20 protein-coding genes are annotated in these 15,069 nt (G+C 60.9%); 19 read left to right on the top strand and 1 reads right to left on the bottom strand.

Translation table 11 applies throughout. The annotated features are described in order from the left end of the window. Positions 1-246 precede the first annotated feature (246 nt). The 17 genes from ACQ86E_RS04315 to ACQ86E_RS04235 all read left to right on the top strand — a co-directional run bounded on the left by ACQ86E_RS04315 (position 247) and on the right by ACQ86E_RS04235 (position 12,891). Positions 247-657: a hypothetical protein gene (locus ACQ86E_RS04315; RefSeq protein WP_431204350.1), complete on the top strand. Its 411-nt coding sequence runs from the start codon at positions 247-249 to the stop codon at positions 655-657. 299 nt (positions 658-956) lie between these two features. After that, positions 957-1,256, top strand: a complete 300-nt coding sequence (locus ACQ86E_RS04310) for a hypothetical protein (protein ID WP_431204349.1) — start codon at positions 957-959, stop codon at positions 1,254-1,256. 103 nt (positions 1,257-1,359) lie between these two features. Beyond that, positions 1,360-2,472, top strand: coding sequence for a WD40 repeat domain-containing protein (locus tag ACQ86E_RS04305; protein WP_431204348.1), 1,113 nt, complete (start codon positions 1,360-1,362; stop codon positions 2,470-2,472). Between the two features lie 376 nt (positions 2,473-2,848). Continuing rightward, positions 2,849-3,688, top strand: coding sequence for a hypothetical protein (locus ACQ86E_RS04300; protein WP_431204347.1), 840 nt, complete (start codon positions 2,849-2,851; stop codon positions 3,686-3,688). Between the two features lie 833 nt (positions 3,689-4,521). Further along, positions 4,522-5,484 (top strand): DUF5309 domain-containing protein, encoded by a 963-nt coding sequence (locus ACQ86E_RS04295; protein ID WP_431204346.1) that lies wholly within the window; start codon positions 4,522-4,524, stop codon positions 5,482-5,484. A 67-nt stretch (positions 5,485-5,551) separates the two neighbouring features. Next, positions 5,552-5,914 (top strand): hypothetical protein, encoded by a 363-nt coding sequence (locus ACQ86E_RS04290; RefSeq protein WP_431204345.1) that lies wholly within the window; start codon positions 5,552-5,554, stop codon positions 5,912-5,914. A gap of 1 nt (position 5,915) precedes the next feature. Further along, positions 5,916-6,227, top strand: a complete 312-nt coding sequence (locus tag ACQ86E_RS04285) for a hypothetical protein (RefSeq protein ID WP_431204344.1) — start codon at positions 5,916-5,918, stop codon at positions 6,225-6,227. Further along, positions 6,227-6,559 carry a hypothetical protein gene (locus ACQ86E_RS04280; RefSeq protein WP_431204343.1) on the top strand — a complete coding sequence of 111 codons (333 nt, stop codon included), beginning with the start codon at positions 6,227-6,229 and terminating at the stop codon, positions 6,557-6,559. The genes ACQ86E_RS04285 and ACQ86E_RS04280 overlap by 1 nt, the downstream gene beginning before the upstream one ends. After that, entirely contained in the window at positions 6,556-7,209 is a 654-nt protein-coding gene (locus ACQ86E_RS04275) for a phage adaptor protein (RefSeq protein WP_431204342.1), read from the top strand. The genes ACQ86E_RS04280 and ACQ86E_RS04275 overlap by 4 nt, the downstream gene beginning before the upstream one ends. Positions 7,210-7,218: 9 nt before the next feature. Next, positions 7,219-7,650 (top strand): hypothetical protein, encoded by a 432-nt coding sequence (locus tag ACQ86E_RS04270; RefSeq protein ID WP_431204341.1) that lies wholly within the window; start codon positions 7,219-7,221, stop codon positions 7,648-7,650. A gap of 10 nt (positions 7,651-7,660) precedes the next feature. Beyond that, the gene (locus ACQ86E_RS04265; protein ID WP_431204340.1) at positions 7,661-8,896 is read left to right on the top strand and encodes a glycine-rich domain-containing protein; all 1,236 of its coding nucleotides are present in this window, start codon (positions 7,661-7,663) and stop codon (positions 8,894-8,896) included. Next, positions 8,859-9,260, top strand: coding sequence for a hypothetical protein (locus ACQ86E_RS04260; protein ID WP_431204339.1), 402 nt, complete (start codon positions 8,859-8,861; stop codon positions 9,258-9,260). Before ACQ86E_RS04265 ends, ACQ86E_RS04260 begins: the two co-directional genes overlap by 38 nt. 3 nt (positions 9,261-9,263) lie before the next feature. Then, entirely contained in the window at positions 9,264-9,887 is a 624-nt protein-coding gene (locus ACQ86E_RS04255; protein ID WP_431204338.1) for a hypothetical protein, read from the top strand. After that, entirely contained in the window at positions 9,887-11,359 is a 1,473-nt protein-coding gene (locus ACQ86E_RS04250; protein WP_431204337.1) for a hypothetical protein, read from the top strand. The genes ACQ86E_RS04255 and ACQ86E_RS04250 overlap by 1 nt, the downstream gene beginning before the upstream one ends. Next, positions 11,356-11,670, top strand: a complete 315-nt coding sequence (locus ACQ86E_RS04245) for a hypothetical protein (protein WP_431204336.1) — start codon at positions 11,356-11,358, stop codon at positions 11,668-11,670. Before ACQ86E_RS04250 ends, ACQ86E_RS04245 begins: the two co-directional genes overlap by 4 nt. Positions 11,671-12,004: 334 nt before the next feature. Next, on the top strand, positions 12,005-12,388 hold the full coding sequence (locus ACQ86E_RS04240; RefSeq protein ID WP_431206393.1) for an HNH endonuclease: 384 nt from the start codon (positions 12,005-12,007) through the stop codon (positions 12,386-12,388). A gap of 5 nt (positions 12,389-12,393) precedes the next feature. After that, on the top strand, positions 12,394-12,891 hold the full coding sequence (locus tag ACQ86E_RS04235) for a DUF4265 domain-containing protein (RefSeq protein WP_431204335.1): 498 nt from the start codon (positions 12,394-12,396) through the stop codon (positions 12,889-12,891). A gap of 184 nt (positions 12,892-13,075) precedes the next feature. Here ACQ86E_RS04235 and ACQ86E_RS04230 read toward each other — a convergent pair whose 3' ends face one another. Then, on the bottom strand, positions 13,076-13,552 hold the full coding sequence (locus ACQ86E_RS04230; RefSeq protein ID WP_431204334.1) for a hypothetical protein: 477 nt from the start codon (positions 13,550-13,552) through the stop codon (positions 13,076-13,078). Between the two features lie 348 nt (positions 13,553-13,900). On the opposite strand from ACQ86E_RS04230, the gene ACQ86E_RS04225 reads away from it, so the two are divergent. Together ACQ86E_RS04225 and ACQ86E_RS04220 are read left to right on the top strand one after the other, a co-directional pair. After that, positions 13,901-14,272: a hypothetical protein gene (locus ACQ86E_RS04225; protein WP_431204333.1), complete on the top strand. Its 372-nt coding sequence runs from the start codon at positions 13,901-13,903 to the stop codon at positions 14,270-14,272. A 146-nt stretch (positions 14,273-14,418) separates the two neighbouring features. Next, positions 14,419-14,913, top strand: coding sequence for a hypothetical protein (locus tag ACQ86E_RS04220; RefSeq protein ID WP_431204332.1), 495 nt, complete (start codon positions 14,419-14,421; stop codon positions 14,911-14,913). The last annotated feature ends 156 nt before the right edge of the window (positions 14,914-15,069 follow it).

Genomic DNA, 15,069 nt, shown 5'->3' with positions numbered 1-15,069 from the left:
CTTGTCAACCGATAGCGGGCTGGTGCGGCTTCGGGCGCACCTGTTCTTGGCGCAACGGCGCTGGAACAATATGAGCGGCGAGCCGGACGCTAGCACCATCTCGGCCATCCGAAGAGTTGTTGCTTTAATTCGCGCGATCTTGTCTGAGCAAAGCAAAGATGCATCGGAGACCGAAGCATCAATTACCCCGCGCCCACTTGGCGAGGACTCACCCGCGCGGAAGCGCCGGCTTGGTTTGTCGATCGGATGGCGCATTACACGGACCGGCAGAAGAGCTTTCTGGTCTACGAGCATGGGACTGCGGTTTTTGATAATGACTCATCCGAACCGGATATTGCTAAATGTAACGCGGCGTTGCTGGACGTCGTAACGCATGCGCCTGACGTTTCGGTCAGGCCAATGCGCGACGGTAACTTCGTCGTCGATTTCAAAGGGGCGGTATACGGCCTCGTCGATGGTGCGTTCTTCAAGCAGAATCGACAGCAGCTATCGCTAGATGCGAAGAAGTTTGGTCTGTTTCCTACCGAGAGACTTTTGGCTCCGAATGAAGATAGCGTTAAAGCTGGTGAGCATGTCATCGGTCTCTACGCACGCGCAAATCTGTTTCTGGATGTCGAGTACCCGGTTGTCGTAGGACGGTTTACTCCGCCTGTCTGAACCTTGCCGAAGAGCAGCCGGGCGCAAGTCGACGCCGCGCTTGCGGCGCATCAGGCGCAGCTCCAGCAACAAAGGGCGCATTCCTCAACGATCCGCGAGCGATTGATTGCACGCCGGATAATTACAGTATGCACCGCGACGCCCGCCTCGAAATTATTGGCAGTGCCGGCGCGGGCGCAGATCAATGCCGCGCTTGCAGCGCTTCAGCCGCAGCACCAGCAAAAAAAGGCCGCAGAACGACGCGTTCCGTCTCCAGGTTAAAGCGGGTGACGCGACGGCCGAAAAACGAGGATGAAACCATGTCTGAAGAGAGAACACTGGAGACGGCGGCCGCGCGGGCGGCTCGAGCCGAGGCGCTGCTCGATGACGAACTGCTGAGCGAGTCCTTCGACACGCTCGAGAAGAACTACATTGCGGCCTGGCGCGCCACCACGGTCGACGATGCCGCTGGCCGCGAGAAACTGTTCCTCGCCATCAACGTCGTCGGCAAGGTGCGCGATCATCTCGCGGGCGTGGTCGCCAATGGCAAACTGGCGCGGGCGCAGTTGAAGGAGCTTGCGGAGACGGCGGAGCGGCGGAAGCGGTTCGGGATCATTTAGTTGTTGCAACCAAGGCGAGAGTAGTCAACAATGTTCCGTGTTTGTTCTTTACCGAGTGACGGGTCTTCGTACATTTGGCCTCGCCCAACGATTGAGTGACCGCATGCGGTTCTGGCCGATTGATCTTGATCTGCGTTTTTCGTTCTTTTGGATTGCGTTTGGGTGGCTCGCTACGACGACCGCCTGCCACGCCGAGGGAGCTTTGCCTGCGCCGTCAGCGAAGCCTCCAGTCGTTCCGACCTTCGAAAAACTGCCGCACATACCGCTGCCGAAAGGCGACTTCATCGCGTGGTGCGGGGATCGGGAGCGCTATCTGTTCGCGACAGATGGTGAGTATATTGACGCATACGATAGAGGCACGAAAATCTCCGCGCCATCTCCTACGGGGTCCAGGTGGGTCCAATGCGGAACGGATGGCCAGTACGTTGTTTTTCCTGAGGATGATGCCGGGCGCGTGAGGAGGTTCGAGCTCGAGACCGGCAAGAGCGCGATCCTGGCGACGTTCGACGGCCGCTCAGGTCCGGGCATCGGCATAGCATTCTCCCCGGACATGAAGACCGTGGCTTCGGACAAGCCGCTGCAATTGACGGCCGAAGCCGGAGAGTTGCGCACTATCAGCGTCCCCGTGACCACGAGGCGGCCGGTCTCCAAAATCGTTTGGTCTCCCGACAGCTCGAAGTTCTTCGTGGGCTACTCCGATACAGTCGATGTAATGGACGCGCAGGGCAAGAGAATCGGAGGAGGCAAGGTTCGAAAAGATTCGGTTGTCACCGCCGGGTGGTTCGACGCTGAACAGAAGTCACTGTTTCTGTTTCTCTTCTCGGACGATATTCAGGGCATCGGCTCTTTTGTAAGATGCCGCATCGCGGATTGGCGATGTGTACAACTGAAGGAGCGGGTCGAGCAGGCCGCGAGCGGTGGCAAGGGCTTGATCGGCATCGTCGGTCCGATCGATCGACCGAAGCTGCCCGACGACGATTCAAGCGTGCCCTATGCGCGCTACGCGGCGGAGCTTCGCGACAATTCATTTCGTCTGCTGTTCCGGCAAGAGTTTGCCCTGGCAGCCGGTCAAACCAGCCCTCGGCTTTATGTGTCCCCATCGGCTGCCACGGCGGTGCTGTCGTGGCGGCTGACGGAACGCGCGAAATGCCCCGATCCGGCCAACGACAAGTGCCAGCCCGGATGGATACTGGATATTGGAAAGGCCATTAAATGAGTGATCCCTTGGGTTTTCCAAATCGCGACGGTGTCGTTGCCTATCGCTATGGAGCCTGGATGTCCTTTCCGGGTAACTCGACGACTGATCCAGCGGCAATGACACCGCGGCCCGGAGGGTTGCCGGGAATGATCGCCGACAGTTTGCGCCAGAGCCCGGATATAGCGGGCAACTTGCGGGCGTCCCGCGGCTTGCCCGTCGCACCGGCGGTGCCATTCGTGAATGCCAGTGATCCACTGTCAGAGGGTGAGCCGGCCACTTTCCAGGATCGCTTCGGCGACTGGTCTGAAATTCGCAGGTTGTCGTCTCGCCGGGAGTCAAGGTGATGTTTCGCGACAATCCCGTGGCGAACTAATACGAACTTGAGGGTTCGAGAATGGTCCAAATCCGCAATGTGCTCTTGCGCTTGCTTGAACCGGTGCCGTTCCTTGCCTTGTTGTTCCTCTCTTGTGGCCCGTCCCGTGCGGAGGAGAAGTCGTTCGACAGGGAGGTCTTCCATCAAGCGGCTGATTATTGCCGCAGCGTTGCCGCGCGGCCCATCGTGCTCAGCGACGACCAGGCAATCCTGTGCCTCGATGGTCGGGTCGAAAAGGATACGGATCTGTCGCCGGCTGCGAGACTGAAGGAGAGCGGGCTCTTCGTCGTTCGAAGTAGCGGAGGCGACATCGTATCCACAACCTCGCTCTCCAACCTCATTCACAGGCGGCGCGCAACGGTCGTTGTGTATGACCAGTGTCTGTGGAACTGCGCCAACTATCTTCTGATCGCATCCGATCGGGCCTATGTGCTCGAGGGCTCTCTGGTCGCTTGGGACTATGAAAGTAGCGATCCCGCGCTTCCGTCATGCGCCCAATTTGCGATGGAAAAGACGCGAGATGGAGATTACCGCCTGCAGCGTGGCTCCTGTCGGCCTTTGCCGGCTGACGAGGCTCAATGGCGGGAGATCTTGCTGGCCCAGACCGGGTTTTACAAGGAACGCATGGTCGACCCGCACTTTGAGCCGCCGCCGGACAATCGCTATCTACGAAAGATCGTTAAGTCCCTCTATCCCGATACTCGTGCTTATCATCATATCGGGTGGACTCTTCACCCCAGATATTTTGCGAAGTTGTTCAAGACCAGGATTGTCTACGAGTCGTATCCGGAAGGGCAGGCCGAGGTGGACGAGATGGCGGCCCAGCTGCGTCTCGACATGAGGGTCATTTACGATCCTTAGACCGGTACTCGCTCGGCGGCCAATTCGTTTTCCATTCCGTGAATCAGAAAGCGTGGCGTATTGACGATGAATGAGACACCAGCCGACAGCGATCGGCAGAATCCGATCCTCGACGACCCCGGCTACTACATGCCTGGCTTTTCTCATGGCTGCTGGGCGCGATCCCTAAATTCAGTTTGCCGGATTGGGGGCCCATCCCGCAACTGCCGCGTGAGCGGCCGGTTACGCCGCCGTCCCGGAATCCGAATCTTCCGCCGGCGCGCGAAGTCGATCCTCCGGATCGGCCTCCTGAATGGCTGTTCGGTCCGCCGCGCATCGTCCAAGCCTCGCCTGCCTCGCGCAAGGCCATTGCCCAGGCTGTTCCCTCGACTGCGATACGACAGTCTACGGCGCCGCTAGCCGATCTCATCATCGACGGCCTTCGGAGCCTGCAACGCAAAGCTCGAGTCAGACGCAATCTTCTGCTTTCGATACGGGATCTGCGCCACTGCCATTCAGTCCCGCGGCGCCGCTCGCACCGCATGGATACCAACCGCTTGAAGGCGATCCCTTTGAAGACAAGTCGCCCGCCCGGCGCCTAACGCGCGTCCGGCCAGGTTGACGCCGCGCAACAACGCCGATCTGGTCAACCATCGTAATTAGGCCGACCCTGCGTGATACGCGCGGGCGCCCGGCAGAGACGTCTCGCGGATCCGCGAACCGGAAATTCAAATTTCCGCGCTATCGCGTGGGCGAGAACGGAAGACGCCAGCAACTCAGGCCGCAGTTTCCAGGAGAGTCGCGACGACATCGTTGCGCTGTCGGAACAGCTCGGCCATCACAAGGAAACATCGATGACTCTACCGACCTCCACTTTCGTCACCTACTCCGCGGTGGGCAACCGCGAAGACCTCAGTGATATGATCTATCGCATCGATCCGGTCGACACGCCGTTCATGAGCGGCGTCGACAAGGAGAAGGCGACTGCCGTCAACCACGAATGGCAGACGCAGGCTCTCGCCGGCGCCGACGCCAACAACGCCCAGCTCGAGGGCGACGATCCCAACACCAACACGACCACGCCGACTGTTCGCCTCGGCAATCTCTGCCAAATCTCCTACAAGGTCGCGCGGGTCTCGGGCACGCAGCAGGCGGTGGATCACGCCGGCCGCGACAATGAGCTGGCGTACCAGGAGATGCTGAAGGGTCTCGAGCTCAAGCGCGACCTCGAAACCATCCTCTGTGGTGCCAACCAGGCCAAGGTCGTCGGCAACACTACGACGGCGCGCAAGACCGCTTCCGTCCTCTCTTGGATCGTCTCGAACACCTCGAAGGGAACGGCCGGCGGCGCAGCAGACCCCGCCGCCGCCGATGGCTCCGGTACGCGGACGGACGGCACCCAGCTCGCCTTCACGGAGGTGCGGCTGAAGACCGTGCTGTCCTCGATCTGGACCAATGGCGGCAAGCCCGGCACGATCATGACCGGCGCCTTCAACAAGCAGGTTTTTTCGACCTTCACCGGCCGGTCCACCGCGATCGAGGAGTCGAAGTCGAAGAAGATCGTCGCCTCCGTCGATGCGTATGAATCCGATTTCGGCAAGCTCAAGGTGGTCGCCAACCGCTTCCAGCGTCCGCGCGACGTGCTGGTGCTCGAGCTCGACAAATGGGCGGTCGCCTATCTCAACGGCCGCAACATGATTTCCATCCCGCTCGCCAAGACCGGCGATTCCGATCGCCGGCAGATCCTGGCCGAATATGCACTGGTTGCCCGCAACGAAAGGGCCTCCGGCGGCGTGTTCGACAACACCACCACCTGAGCGATCAGGATCATCCGTTTCATCCTCGGGCGGCCTTCGGGCCGCCCTTTGCATTTTGGAGAGCCCAATGCCGCTTCCCGGCAATCGCACCCTCAATACAGCCGATCTCACGGCCTATACGCCATCCTGCGGCGCGAGCCCCGTCGCCGCCTATGTCCGCGTTCCCTTTCGTTGCCGCGTGCTCAAAGTCTCCGGCATCCTGGGCGGCGCGATCACGACGGCTGATGGCACCGTCACCGTCTCGGCCAATGCTACGACGCTGGCGACGTTCACCGTAACGCAGGCGGGATCCGCTGCCGGGCAGCTGTTCTCGACCGTGCCGCCGTCGCCGACCTATCTCAACGAGGACGATGTGATCGTGCTGACGCCTTCCGGCGCTTCCGGCGCGACGATCCCGATGCATTTCTCGATCTCCGTGAGGACCGCCTGATATGGCTTTCTTTTCCAAGCAAAATTCCTCGCGTGTCGGCTCCACCCAGACGATCGCCTATGACGCCAGCGTCGGCGCCTCCAATGCTTTCGGGCCGGAAACCTACCAGCTGCGCTTGGTCACCAACTCAGGCTGTTGCTTCCGGATCGGCGATGGCGCGCAGACGGCGACCGTTTCCGATCCTTATCTGCCGGCCAACACCGTCGAATACGTCACCGTCAGTCCCGGCCAGCGCATTGCCGCGCTGAAGGCCGCGACCAACGGCCTGGTCACGGCGACGGCCGGCACTCTGTGGGTAACGGAGATGTCGTGATGGACGGCGTCCTGATCAGGTCGCATCTCGACAGCAACGGAACCGGGCTTGCGATCGAGCATGTCCAGGACGTGGCGCCGATCCTGGAATGGAACAAGCAGGCGCGCCAGGACGAGCAGCACGGCGACTGGGGGCGGCATGTGGCCCGCATTCCCAACGTGATCTACGTCCAATGGCTCAACGAAGCGCATGCGAGGGGCAACACTTCGCTGCGGCTGTTCACGCCCGAATTCGACGCGATCGTGCAGCGAAAGCTCGACGATCCCGAATGGGCCTATTTGCGAACCGACAGGCCGAAATTGCAGGCCGGCTGGTCAGCGGAGCTCAAATGACCGAGATCACCGACTACACGTCGCTGCAGCTAGCTGTGACCGAATATCTTGCGCGCGACCAGGATACGACGCTGATCGCGCGGATTCCGACCTTCGTCCAGTTCGCGGAAGCCAAATTCAACCGCCAGCTCTTCGTGCGGCAGATGGAGCTGCGAGCGACCGCACTCGTCGACCCCGGCTCGAACGAGCCGGAGTTCATTTCGCTGCCGTCGGATTTCCAGTCCATGCGCAGGGTCCGATTGTCGAGTTTGACGGGAAAGCCGTGCCTTGAATTCAAGTCGGGAACGCAGATGGACGAATACCGCTTCGCGACGTCCGATGTCGCCGCGCGGCCGCGTTATTTCACCGTGTTCGGCAACGAGCTCGAGCTCGCGCCGACCCCCGACGCAGCCTACACGATCGAAATGGTCTATCGGCAGAACATTCCGGCGCTGGCGTCGAACGGCAGCAACTGGCTGCTGACCATGGCGCCCGACGTCTATCTCTATGCAGCTCTGCTCGAGTCCGCGCCGTACATCAAGGAAGACGCGCGCATCCAGACCTGGGGGCTCGGATTCACGTCGGCGCTTGCCGATCTCAACAATCTCGGACTGACGTCGACATTCAACGCCGGGCCGATGACGGTCCGTGTTTCCGGACAAGTCATCTAGGAGGCGACAATGGCAAGCTTCAACAAGTTCTACTGCTTCGTGCAAGACGTCGCCAACGCGCTGCACGACATGAAGACCGGCACGGCGCAAGTGTACAAGGTGTATCTGACCAACGCGGCACCGGTCGCAGCCAATACGGTCTACAACACGCCGGCCGATCTCGGAGCCGGCAATGGCTACACGTCAGGCGGCAACAGCATCGGGACCATCACGGGTGCGCAAACGACGGGGACGTTCAAGTTCACCGGGGGCACAGATCCATCCTGGACGGCCTCGGGCGGTTCGATCGGACCATTTCAATACGCGGTGCTGTACAACGCGACGTCGTCCACCAAGCCGCTGATCGGCTGGTGGGACTATGGCGTTCCCATCACGCTGACCAATGGCAATTCGTTCACTGTTGATCTGGACCAGGTCAACGGCGTTCTGACGATCACCTGAGTGAGGGCGCGTGGTCATTGATCATGTTGGTACCGAGTACCGTGCCCGTCGCGTCGTCCTCTCGAGGGATTGGCTGCGTCGTCCGAATGATCCGCTGTGGTGGGAGCCGCAAGGCGATCTGACCCACTACAAGATCGTTGCGCACGGTATTGGCGGCCGCATCCTGTGGCAGGGCCGTTTTGACGATCTCTCGGACGCTCTGCGTTTCTGGTCGGACCTGCTCGATCTCGGGCCAGCTCCGTCGATTTGGGATTTGCCCACGCCGTCGTGGTTTCCGGGACTGCTGATCCCAGGCGTCGTGTATGCGTTCGCGACTGTCCAGACCTTCTCGACTGTCGGGACCACACAATGGAACGTTCCGGGTTTCGTTTATTCGACCTCTTACCTTGCCGTTGGTGGCGGGGGCGGTGGTGGCGGCGGTCCAGGCAACTCGGCCGGTGCAGGCGGAGGCGGGGCCGGTGATGTTGCGCCTGGCAGTGCTGCGCTCGCGCAAGGAACGAAGCAGGTCTCCGTCACGGTTGGCGGCGGCGGCGCAGGCGGCTCGACCCGTACGTCGCCCGGCAGCAACGGCGGCGCGTCGTTGTTCGGTGGCTTCGGCACGGCGCCGGGTGGCGGCGGTGGCGGCGCGCAAAGCGTTACCGCGAGTAGCGGCGGATCGGGCGGCGGGGACGGGCGCGGCGGTGCGGGCGGAGCAGCGGCTGGGTCTGGCGCGAACGTGCGTGCCGGTGGAGGCTCCGCCAGTTCCGGCACGCTTGGCGGCGGCGGTGGAGGTGGCGCTGGGGCAGTCGGCGGCGGCGGAAGCAGCACACAAGGCGGCTCGGGCGGCGGCGGCATCGCCAACGCGATCTCCGGCTCGTCTGTCGTCTACGGAGGCGGCGGTGGGGGTGGCTTCTACACCGCGGGCAATCCTGGACCAGGCGGTGCGGGTGGCGGCGGCGCGGCCGGAGCATCGGGCGTTGGTAGCAACGGCAATGCCGGCACGAATGGTCTCGGCGGCGGCGGCGGCGGAGCCAGCTTCGGTACAGGCGCGGGCACATTCTTTGGCGGCACAGGGGGCTGGCGTCGTCATTCTCAGTTTCACGCCGGGGCCGGCGATCATTCCCGGAAAATTCATACGTCCTTTGTTGCGGAGGTGACCCTTGGGACAGCGTGTCTATTCAACCATGTTCGAGAACGTGACGATTGCGGCCGTGCAGGATGTCGTTGCGTTGAAGGCGGGTGCCGCGAACGGCATCGAGCTTCATGAAATCGATCTGTCTGCAGGTGGCGTCACAGCACCGGCGGAAATCCGCCTGCGCCTGAAACGCTTGCCTGCGACGGTCACGCTCGGCTCCGGCGGCAGCGCGCCGACTGGTAACGCGATCGATTCCGGCGACACCAAGGCAGCGACGGCGACCGCGCGCGCCAACGATACGACGCAGGCGACGACGTCAGGCACGCCCGTGCTTCTCGCCGCCTGGCAATGGAACGTCCTCACACCCTGGCAATATTTGCCCGCGCCTGAGGATCGCGAAACCATTCAGGCCGGCGAAGCGCTTGTTCTCGACATTCCCGGTACTCCGGCATCGACGATCGTTTCCGGTACCGTCAAGTGGCGGGAGCTGCCCTAAGCCATGGCATATGTGTTTCGGCGTGGCTGGTCGAAGGCGTATCGGCGGCTGCGGCCGCCAGTCGTTGTTTCGGGCGCAATCCAGATCACACTCAATGCGGCGATCGGTTCCTTCGTCGCCGCAACCATACCCGCGAAGTTCAGCGGCAGTCTAGCTCTCGGCGCCGGCGCGTTCGATTTCGCAGCCAACGCCGCTGCGCTGAACACCTGGGCGATCGGCGGCCCGGCAACTTTCGCTTTCATTGGCACGACGGCGGCCTTCAACGTGGCAGAAGCCGCCACGTCCGGGAGCTTTGCTGTTGCAGGGTTCGGGAGCCGAAACGCGCTCAATGCGGTCGCTGCGCCCGGCGGCTTCATCCTGTCGGGCCTTGCAAGTTCGGGTTCGGTAGCGCTCAGCGCCGAGCCGATGGTGCTCGCCGTCGCCGGCACGGCTTCGAACTATGAACGAGATTTCGAGGCCTGGGTCAGACGACCATTTGATGCCGTGACGTGGCAGCCCGATGTGACGACTTCCTCTTCCGAGTGGAGCGACCGTGGCTCTTCCGTCCGTACATGGATGGAAACAGCCGCTGCTGAAACTCCTTGGGCGGCTGCTGCGGTTCACTCAGAGTCATGGACGAACGAATAATGCCCCTCCTATCCTATGGCGAATACCGCCCCGACGTCAGCGACTATGAGGGGCAGGCCACGCGCAACATCCTCAACGTCATTCCGCGCGGTGACGGCTATGGGCCGTTTCCATCCTTCTCGGCCTATACATCGGCGCTGCCGGCGCCGTGCCGGGGTGCGTTCTATGCGCTGAAATCCGACGGCACTGTCATTACCTTTGCCGGGACGAGCACCAGGCTTTACCGGCTCAACAACATCGATTTCACCTGGGTCGATGTCTCCAAGGGCGGGGCGTCCTATTCGGCGCTCTCCGCGACCGCGCAATGGCAGTTTGCCCAAACCGGCAACTTCGTCTTTGCGACGCAGGCCAATGCGGTGCTGCAAATCTTCGACCTCTCGTCGTCGACGGCCTTCGCTGACGCGCTGGGTTCGCCGCCCCAGGCCGCCTACATTAGCGTGGTCGGTCGTTTTCTGGTGCTGTCCGGACTGCTCTCGACGCCGTACCGGATCCAGTGGTCCGGGCTGAATAATTTCAACGCCGCGGATAGCTGGACCAGCGGCATCAAGTCGTCTGACTTCCAGGACTTTCCAGACGGCGGCATCGTTCGCGGCGTCGCCGGAGGCGAATCCGGCGTCATCTTTCAGGACCAGGCGATCCGGCGCATGTCCTACGTGCCGGGCTCGCCGATCATCTTCCAGATCGATCGCATCACCCAGGACAAGGGTCTCTATGCGCCGTACTCGATCATCCGCGCCGGTGAGCGCATCTTCTTCTACGCCGGCCAGGGCTTTCACAAGATCGAGCCGGGCGGCGTGCCGCAGCAGATCGGACGCGAGAAGGTCGATCGCAGCTTTCTTGCCGATCTCGACAAGGGCAACCTCCAACTCTTCATGGGAGCGGCCGATCCGCGCTCCACGCGCGTCTATTGGGCCTACAAGTCTGTGTCAGGCACCGTCGGTACCTACGACAAGCTGCTCGGCTATGACTTCCTGCTCGACCGGTTCTTCCCGGTCGAGGTGACGGGAGAGTATCTTCTGGGCATCTCGCAGACCGGTTTGACGCTCGAAAACCTCGACAGCATCACGTCATCGCTTGATGCATTGACGCTGAGCCTCGACGCTTACGCGACCGCCGTGCAGCCGGAGATCGCACAGTTTTCCAACGCGCATGTGCTCGGCTTCTTCCGCGGCCCCAGTCTCGAGGCGACGCTGGAGAGCCCGGAGCAGGGCACGGATGAGAACCGTATCACTATCCGCGGCTTCCGTCCGGTGACCGATGCGGCAACACTGTTCGGTTCGGTCTCGTGGCGCGACACTCCGGCTGCGTCGGCGATGCCTGGTGCGGAAGTCCTGGTCAATGCTCGCACCGGCCGCTGCGACGTCAGGCGCGACACCCGCTATTCCCGCTTCAAGGTGCGCATTCCGGCTGCGACGTCGTGGTCCTTCTGCGCCGGCGTCGTTCCCGATCTCACGTCGAGCGGCACGTTATGACGGCTTACGTTCCAGGAATCACCGAGACTGACCTGAAGAAGATCGTTCTAGCGATCCAGCAGCTCGCTGCCGGCAGATCGAACGCCGTCGGCAGCGTGACGCTGGCATCGGGCGCTTCGAGCACGACGGTGACGACTGCGAATTGCGCGGCAGGCTCGGTGCCGATCCTGGTGCCGGCGTCAGCGAATGCGGCGACGGAGGTCGGCAACGGCACGATGTTTGTGAGCGCGGTCGCGAACGGCGCGTTCACGATCACGCATGCGAACGCTGCGACGGCGGGGCGGGTGTTTTTGTGGGCGGTGGTGGGGTGAAGGACGGACGACGCGCGCAATCGCGCGAGTTCATGTGCTTCGCCCGGCAACCTAGACGAACGTTTCCATCAACTGCTCGTTTGCAGAGCTCACACTAGCTAGGAATTAGAAAGGCGAGATATTTCGTGCCCAGATCTGATCATCTTCAGTTCGATCCAAACTTCAGACAATTATCGCGAGTGCCCCCCTCGGTTTCAAATACGAGTGCTCCCCTTCCGATGCGTGGATCACCTATTGGTAGCTATGTTGAATCGCTCAGTTTGCCCGGGCCTAAGAGCAAAACTGAACAGCCGCTTTCGCTTGATTATCGGCCTTTCGCCGGCGTCTTTGGTTCATACCCGCCCAATGCGCGGGGATTGGAAGCGACACAGGACGGGCCGACGCAATTTGCGCAATTTTTCCCGCCGACGGTCTTTGTTCGGCCCTTCGTTATACCTCGCTTAGCAATACCGAGAGGCTCGAGCGGGGGGCAAATGCAGGCAAAGACTTTCCACGTTCGTTCGGCAACGAAGGGCCTGAAACGCCCCCTTGCTTCTACTGTGGTACGGAGACTACTCGAAAGCCTGGCCCGAATCAGTTCAATCGCGAGCACAATATTCCGAAGGTTCAGGGAGGGAATAACTCACCGGAGAACTATCTACCGTCCTGTCGGGATTGCAATCTTAACAAGGGAGGTCGATCGGCCGATGAGTGGTACTCCATAAGAGAGGGAGCCTAGAGAGTATGACGAGAGACAAGGTGCGGATCTTGTTTGAGCTAGACCCGAATGATTGGCACGGAGGGGGAAGCGAAAGCATGTGGGCAGAGCCGCTATTTTACAACGACAGGCTTGTGTTCAAGATCAATAACTCGCCGTTCTGTGCAAGAGAAGTTAGCTTTGGCGACATCGTGGCTGCGTCGCCTACGAAGAACAGGAGCGTTTACGAGTTCGCGGAAGTTATCAAGCGGAGCGGACATTCAACATTTGTGCTCCTTGTGAAACCTGGTGACGTTCGTGTCTCGAGCTATTGGCAGCCTATGGAGGACGCCGGTTGTACCTATGAGAGTGGCAACGAAAAATGGAGCGGTGAGATCTGGACTGTCTACTCTGTCGACGTGCCGCCGACGACCGATCTTGCCTTAGTATTCAAGGCTTTGGAGAAAGGTCTGGAGGACGGCATCTGGCTCGTTCAAGAAGGTTACGTGCACGATGCTCATCGCACGTTGCCGCCTTCGGCCTAAGAGCAACTCGGAATTCCCGGGAGGAGTCGTCACACGCTGCTCATATTGGAGCCTCGTTCGGAAGGCGAGGATTGCAACTAACTGGCGAGATTTGGAGTCGGCCAGCGCCTTGCGCCTCGGTCGACTGCGTCGCAGATGATCCCGACGATCCCATGGCTTAAACGATTTAGCGCGCGATCTCACATCACGCCCCGTTATCGCATTCGCGGATGATGGTCTTCTTCGCGGTCCCCAAAGTTTTTCGGAAGTCGAAGAGCGAAAACGTCTCCTGGGTCTGATACTTGGGGAATTCGACGACGAAGGATTTCTGTTTGGTCGTGGCCAGCGGCATGACCAGCTGCCTAAAATCCGATTGGTTCTGACCTCCCTCTGCCTTGAACCGGCTCCCGTCGAGCAGGAAGGGGTGGTTCTTGCCGTCCACGATGATCTGCGCGGTGACCGTCTCTTTGACCTGCGGCTTGATCCGCGTGACCATGATGAACATGCCCGGCGTTTTGTCGTCGCTGCCGGCTGGACAATAGATGCTGAAGGTGGATCCGGCGCTGTTCTCGATGTTGGCTTCCAGCGTGCCCTGGCCATAGCCGAGGGTCCAGCGGAAGTCGACGGCCAGAGCGGCGGTGTTGCTCAACATCATGGCGAACGCAACGAGTAGCAGCTTCATCTGTCACATCCGGCAGTGGCCGGCTCGATAGCTATAGATGGATCGTCCGGCATCGCAACCACGCTTGCTTGCTTCGAGTGGGCAAACTCCGTGCAGATCCCGAATTCTTAGATCCCGATATGGAGGTAGATATGGGTTTTCGCGACGATGATTTCTTTGCTCCGAAGACATACGCGGGCGTCGACGGTCTTCTTGACAGACTGTTGGCTATCACGGGGCGGAGAACCAATCCGGCAGGGCCGGTTCAGCCTCCGATTTTCTTTCTGTTTTGAAATGCCGGACACATGTGATCTCCGGCGCGATCAGTGCGCTGGCAACACGCGGCTCATCTGCATCGATCCGGAGCACGTGCACTCGATCTGGCCGGTGATGGCTCCTCTGCTACGGCAAGCGATTGCGAAGACGGGTCTGTCGACGTTCGCGACGATCGAGCGCGACATCCTCGATGGCACCTCGCTGCTCTGGGTCGCCTGGAACGGAACGACGATCGAGGCCGCCGCGTCGACCAGCCTCCAGCAGACGGAGGCGGGGAAGATCTGTGTCATCACGGCATGCGCCGGCGCTGGCATGACGCGCTGGCTATCACTGATATGCGGGATCGAAGAGTACGCCGCAGCGGAGGGCTGCCAGTGCGTGCGTATCTTCGGACGGAAAGGCTGGGGCCGCGTTCTCGATGGATACAACGAGACCTTTGCGATCATCGACAAGCGCTTGAACTAGCGGAGGGACGCGCGTCGGGGAATGTTGCCGACGCCGCCGGCCGCATGAAGGATTTTTTGCGCTCCACGCGCCACCAGGGGTTGCGCATGTTCTTTATTTGTTCTAGATAAAAAGGGCTGCTTGCTACGCAGGCGTAGAGGCCGAAAATGTCGTGGTTCGAGCGTCATCCGAGTGAGGGAGGCATCACGCGGTTCACGACAGTTGATGGATCGCGATACAGCCTGGCACGTGGAGCCGAGGCCTCGCTCTCCCAATGGTTTGCGAGATATGAGCTTGCGTTTCTCGGCTTGTCGATTTGCATAGGCGGCCATCGAGCAGCAGCACAAGATACGGACTTTGCCCCTTACGCTCGCGCGGCCGACTATCGCGGCGACTTGGCGCGGCCGATCGCGTTGTCGCAAGATAAGCGCATTCTTTGTCTTGATGGCTCGATCGTTTCAGACCTGAATGTTTCGGCCGCCGCAGACTGGCGCACCAGGGCATCGCCATCGTTCGTAGCCGTCGAGGTGCCCCCGCGCGCGCAGTCCAATTGGCGAATGTGCTCAGGTCGCAATGCGGCCGTTGTCGTGCGCGGGTTCTGCTTGTTTACCTGCGCCAGTTTCATCCTTTTTTGCTTTGTCCGAGGCCTGCGTCCTGGATAAGGCCCCAAGGTTGTCTACCAGCATTACTCCGACAGTCAGGAGGAGGTCGATGGGATCGCGATGCGATTGGGCCTGACGAATCGCGTGATCTACGATCCATGACTGACAGTTTCACATCGTTCTATCGGGGGCCGCGCCCTCGCTTATGCTCGCGCG

Origin of the sequence: Bradyrhizobium betae, from assembly GCF_050632175.1 — a bacterium.
Lineage (GTDB): Bacteria > Pseudomonadota > Alphaproteobacteria > Rhizobiales > Xanthobacteraceae > Bradyrhizobium > Bradyrhizobium betae_B.
Note: the sequence above shows the minus strand (reverse complement) of the source record. Positions and strands in the feature narration are given on the sequence as shown.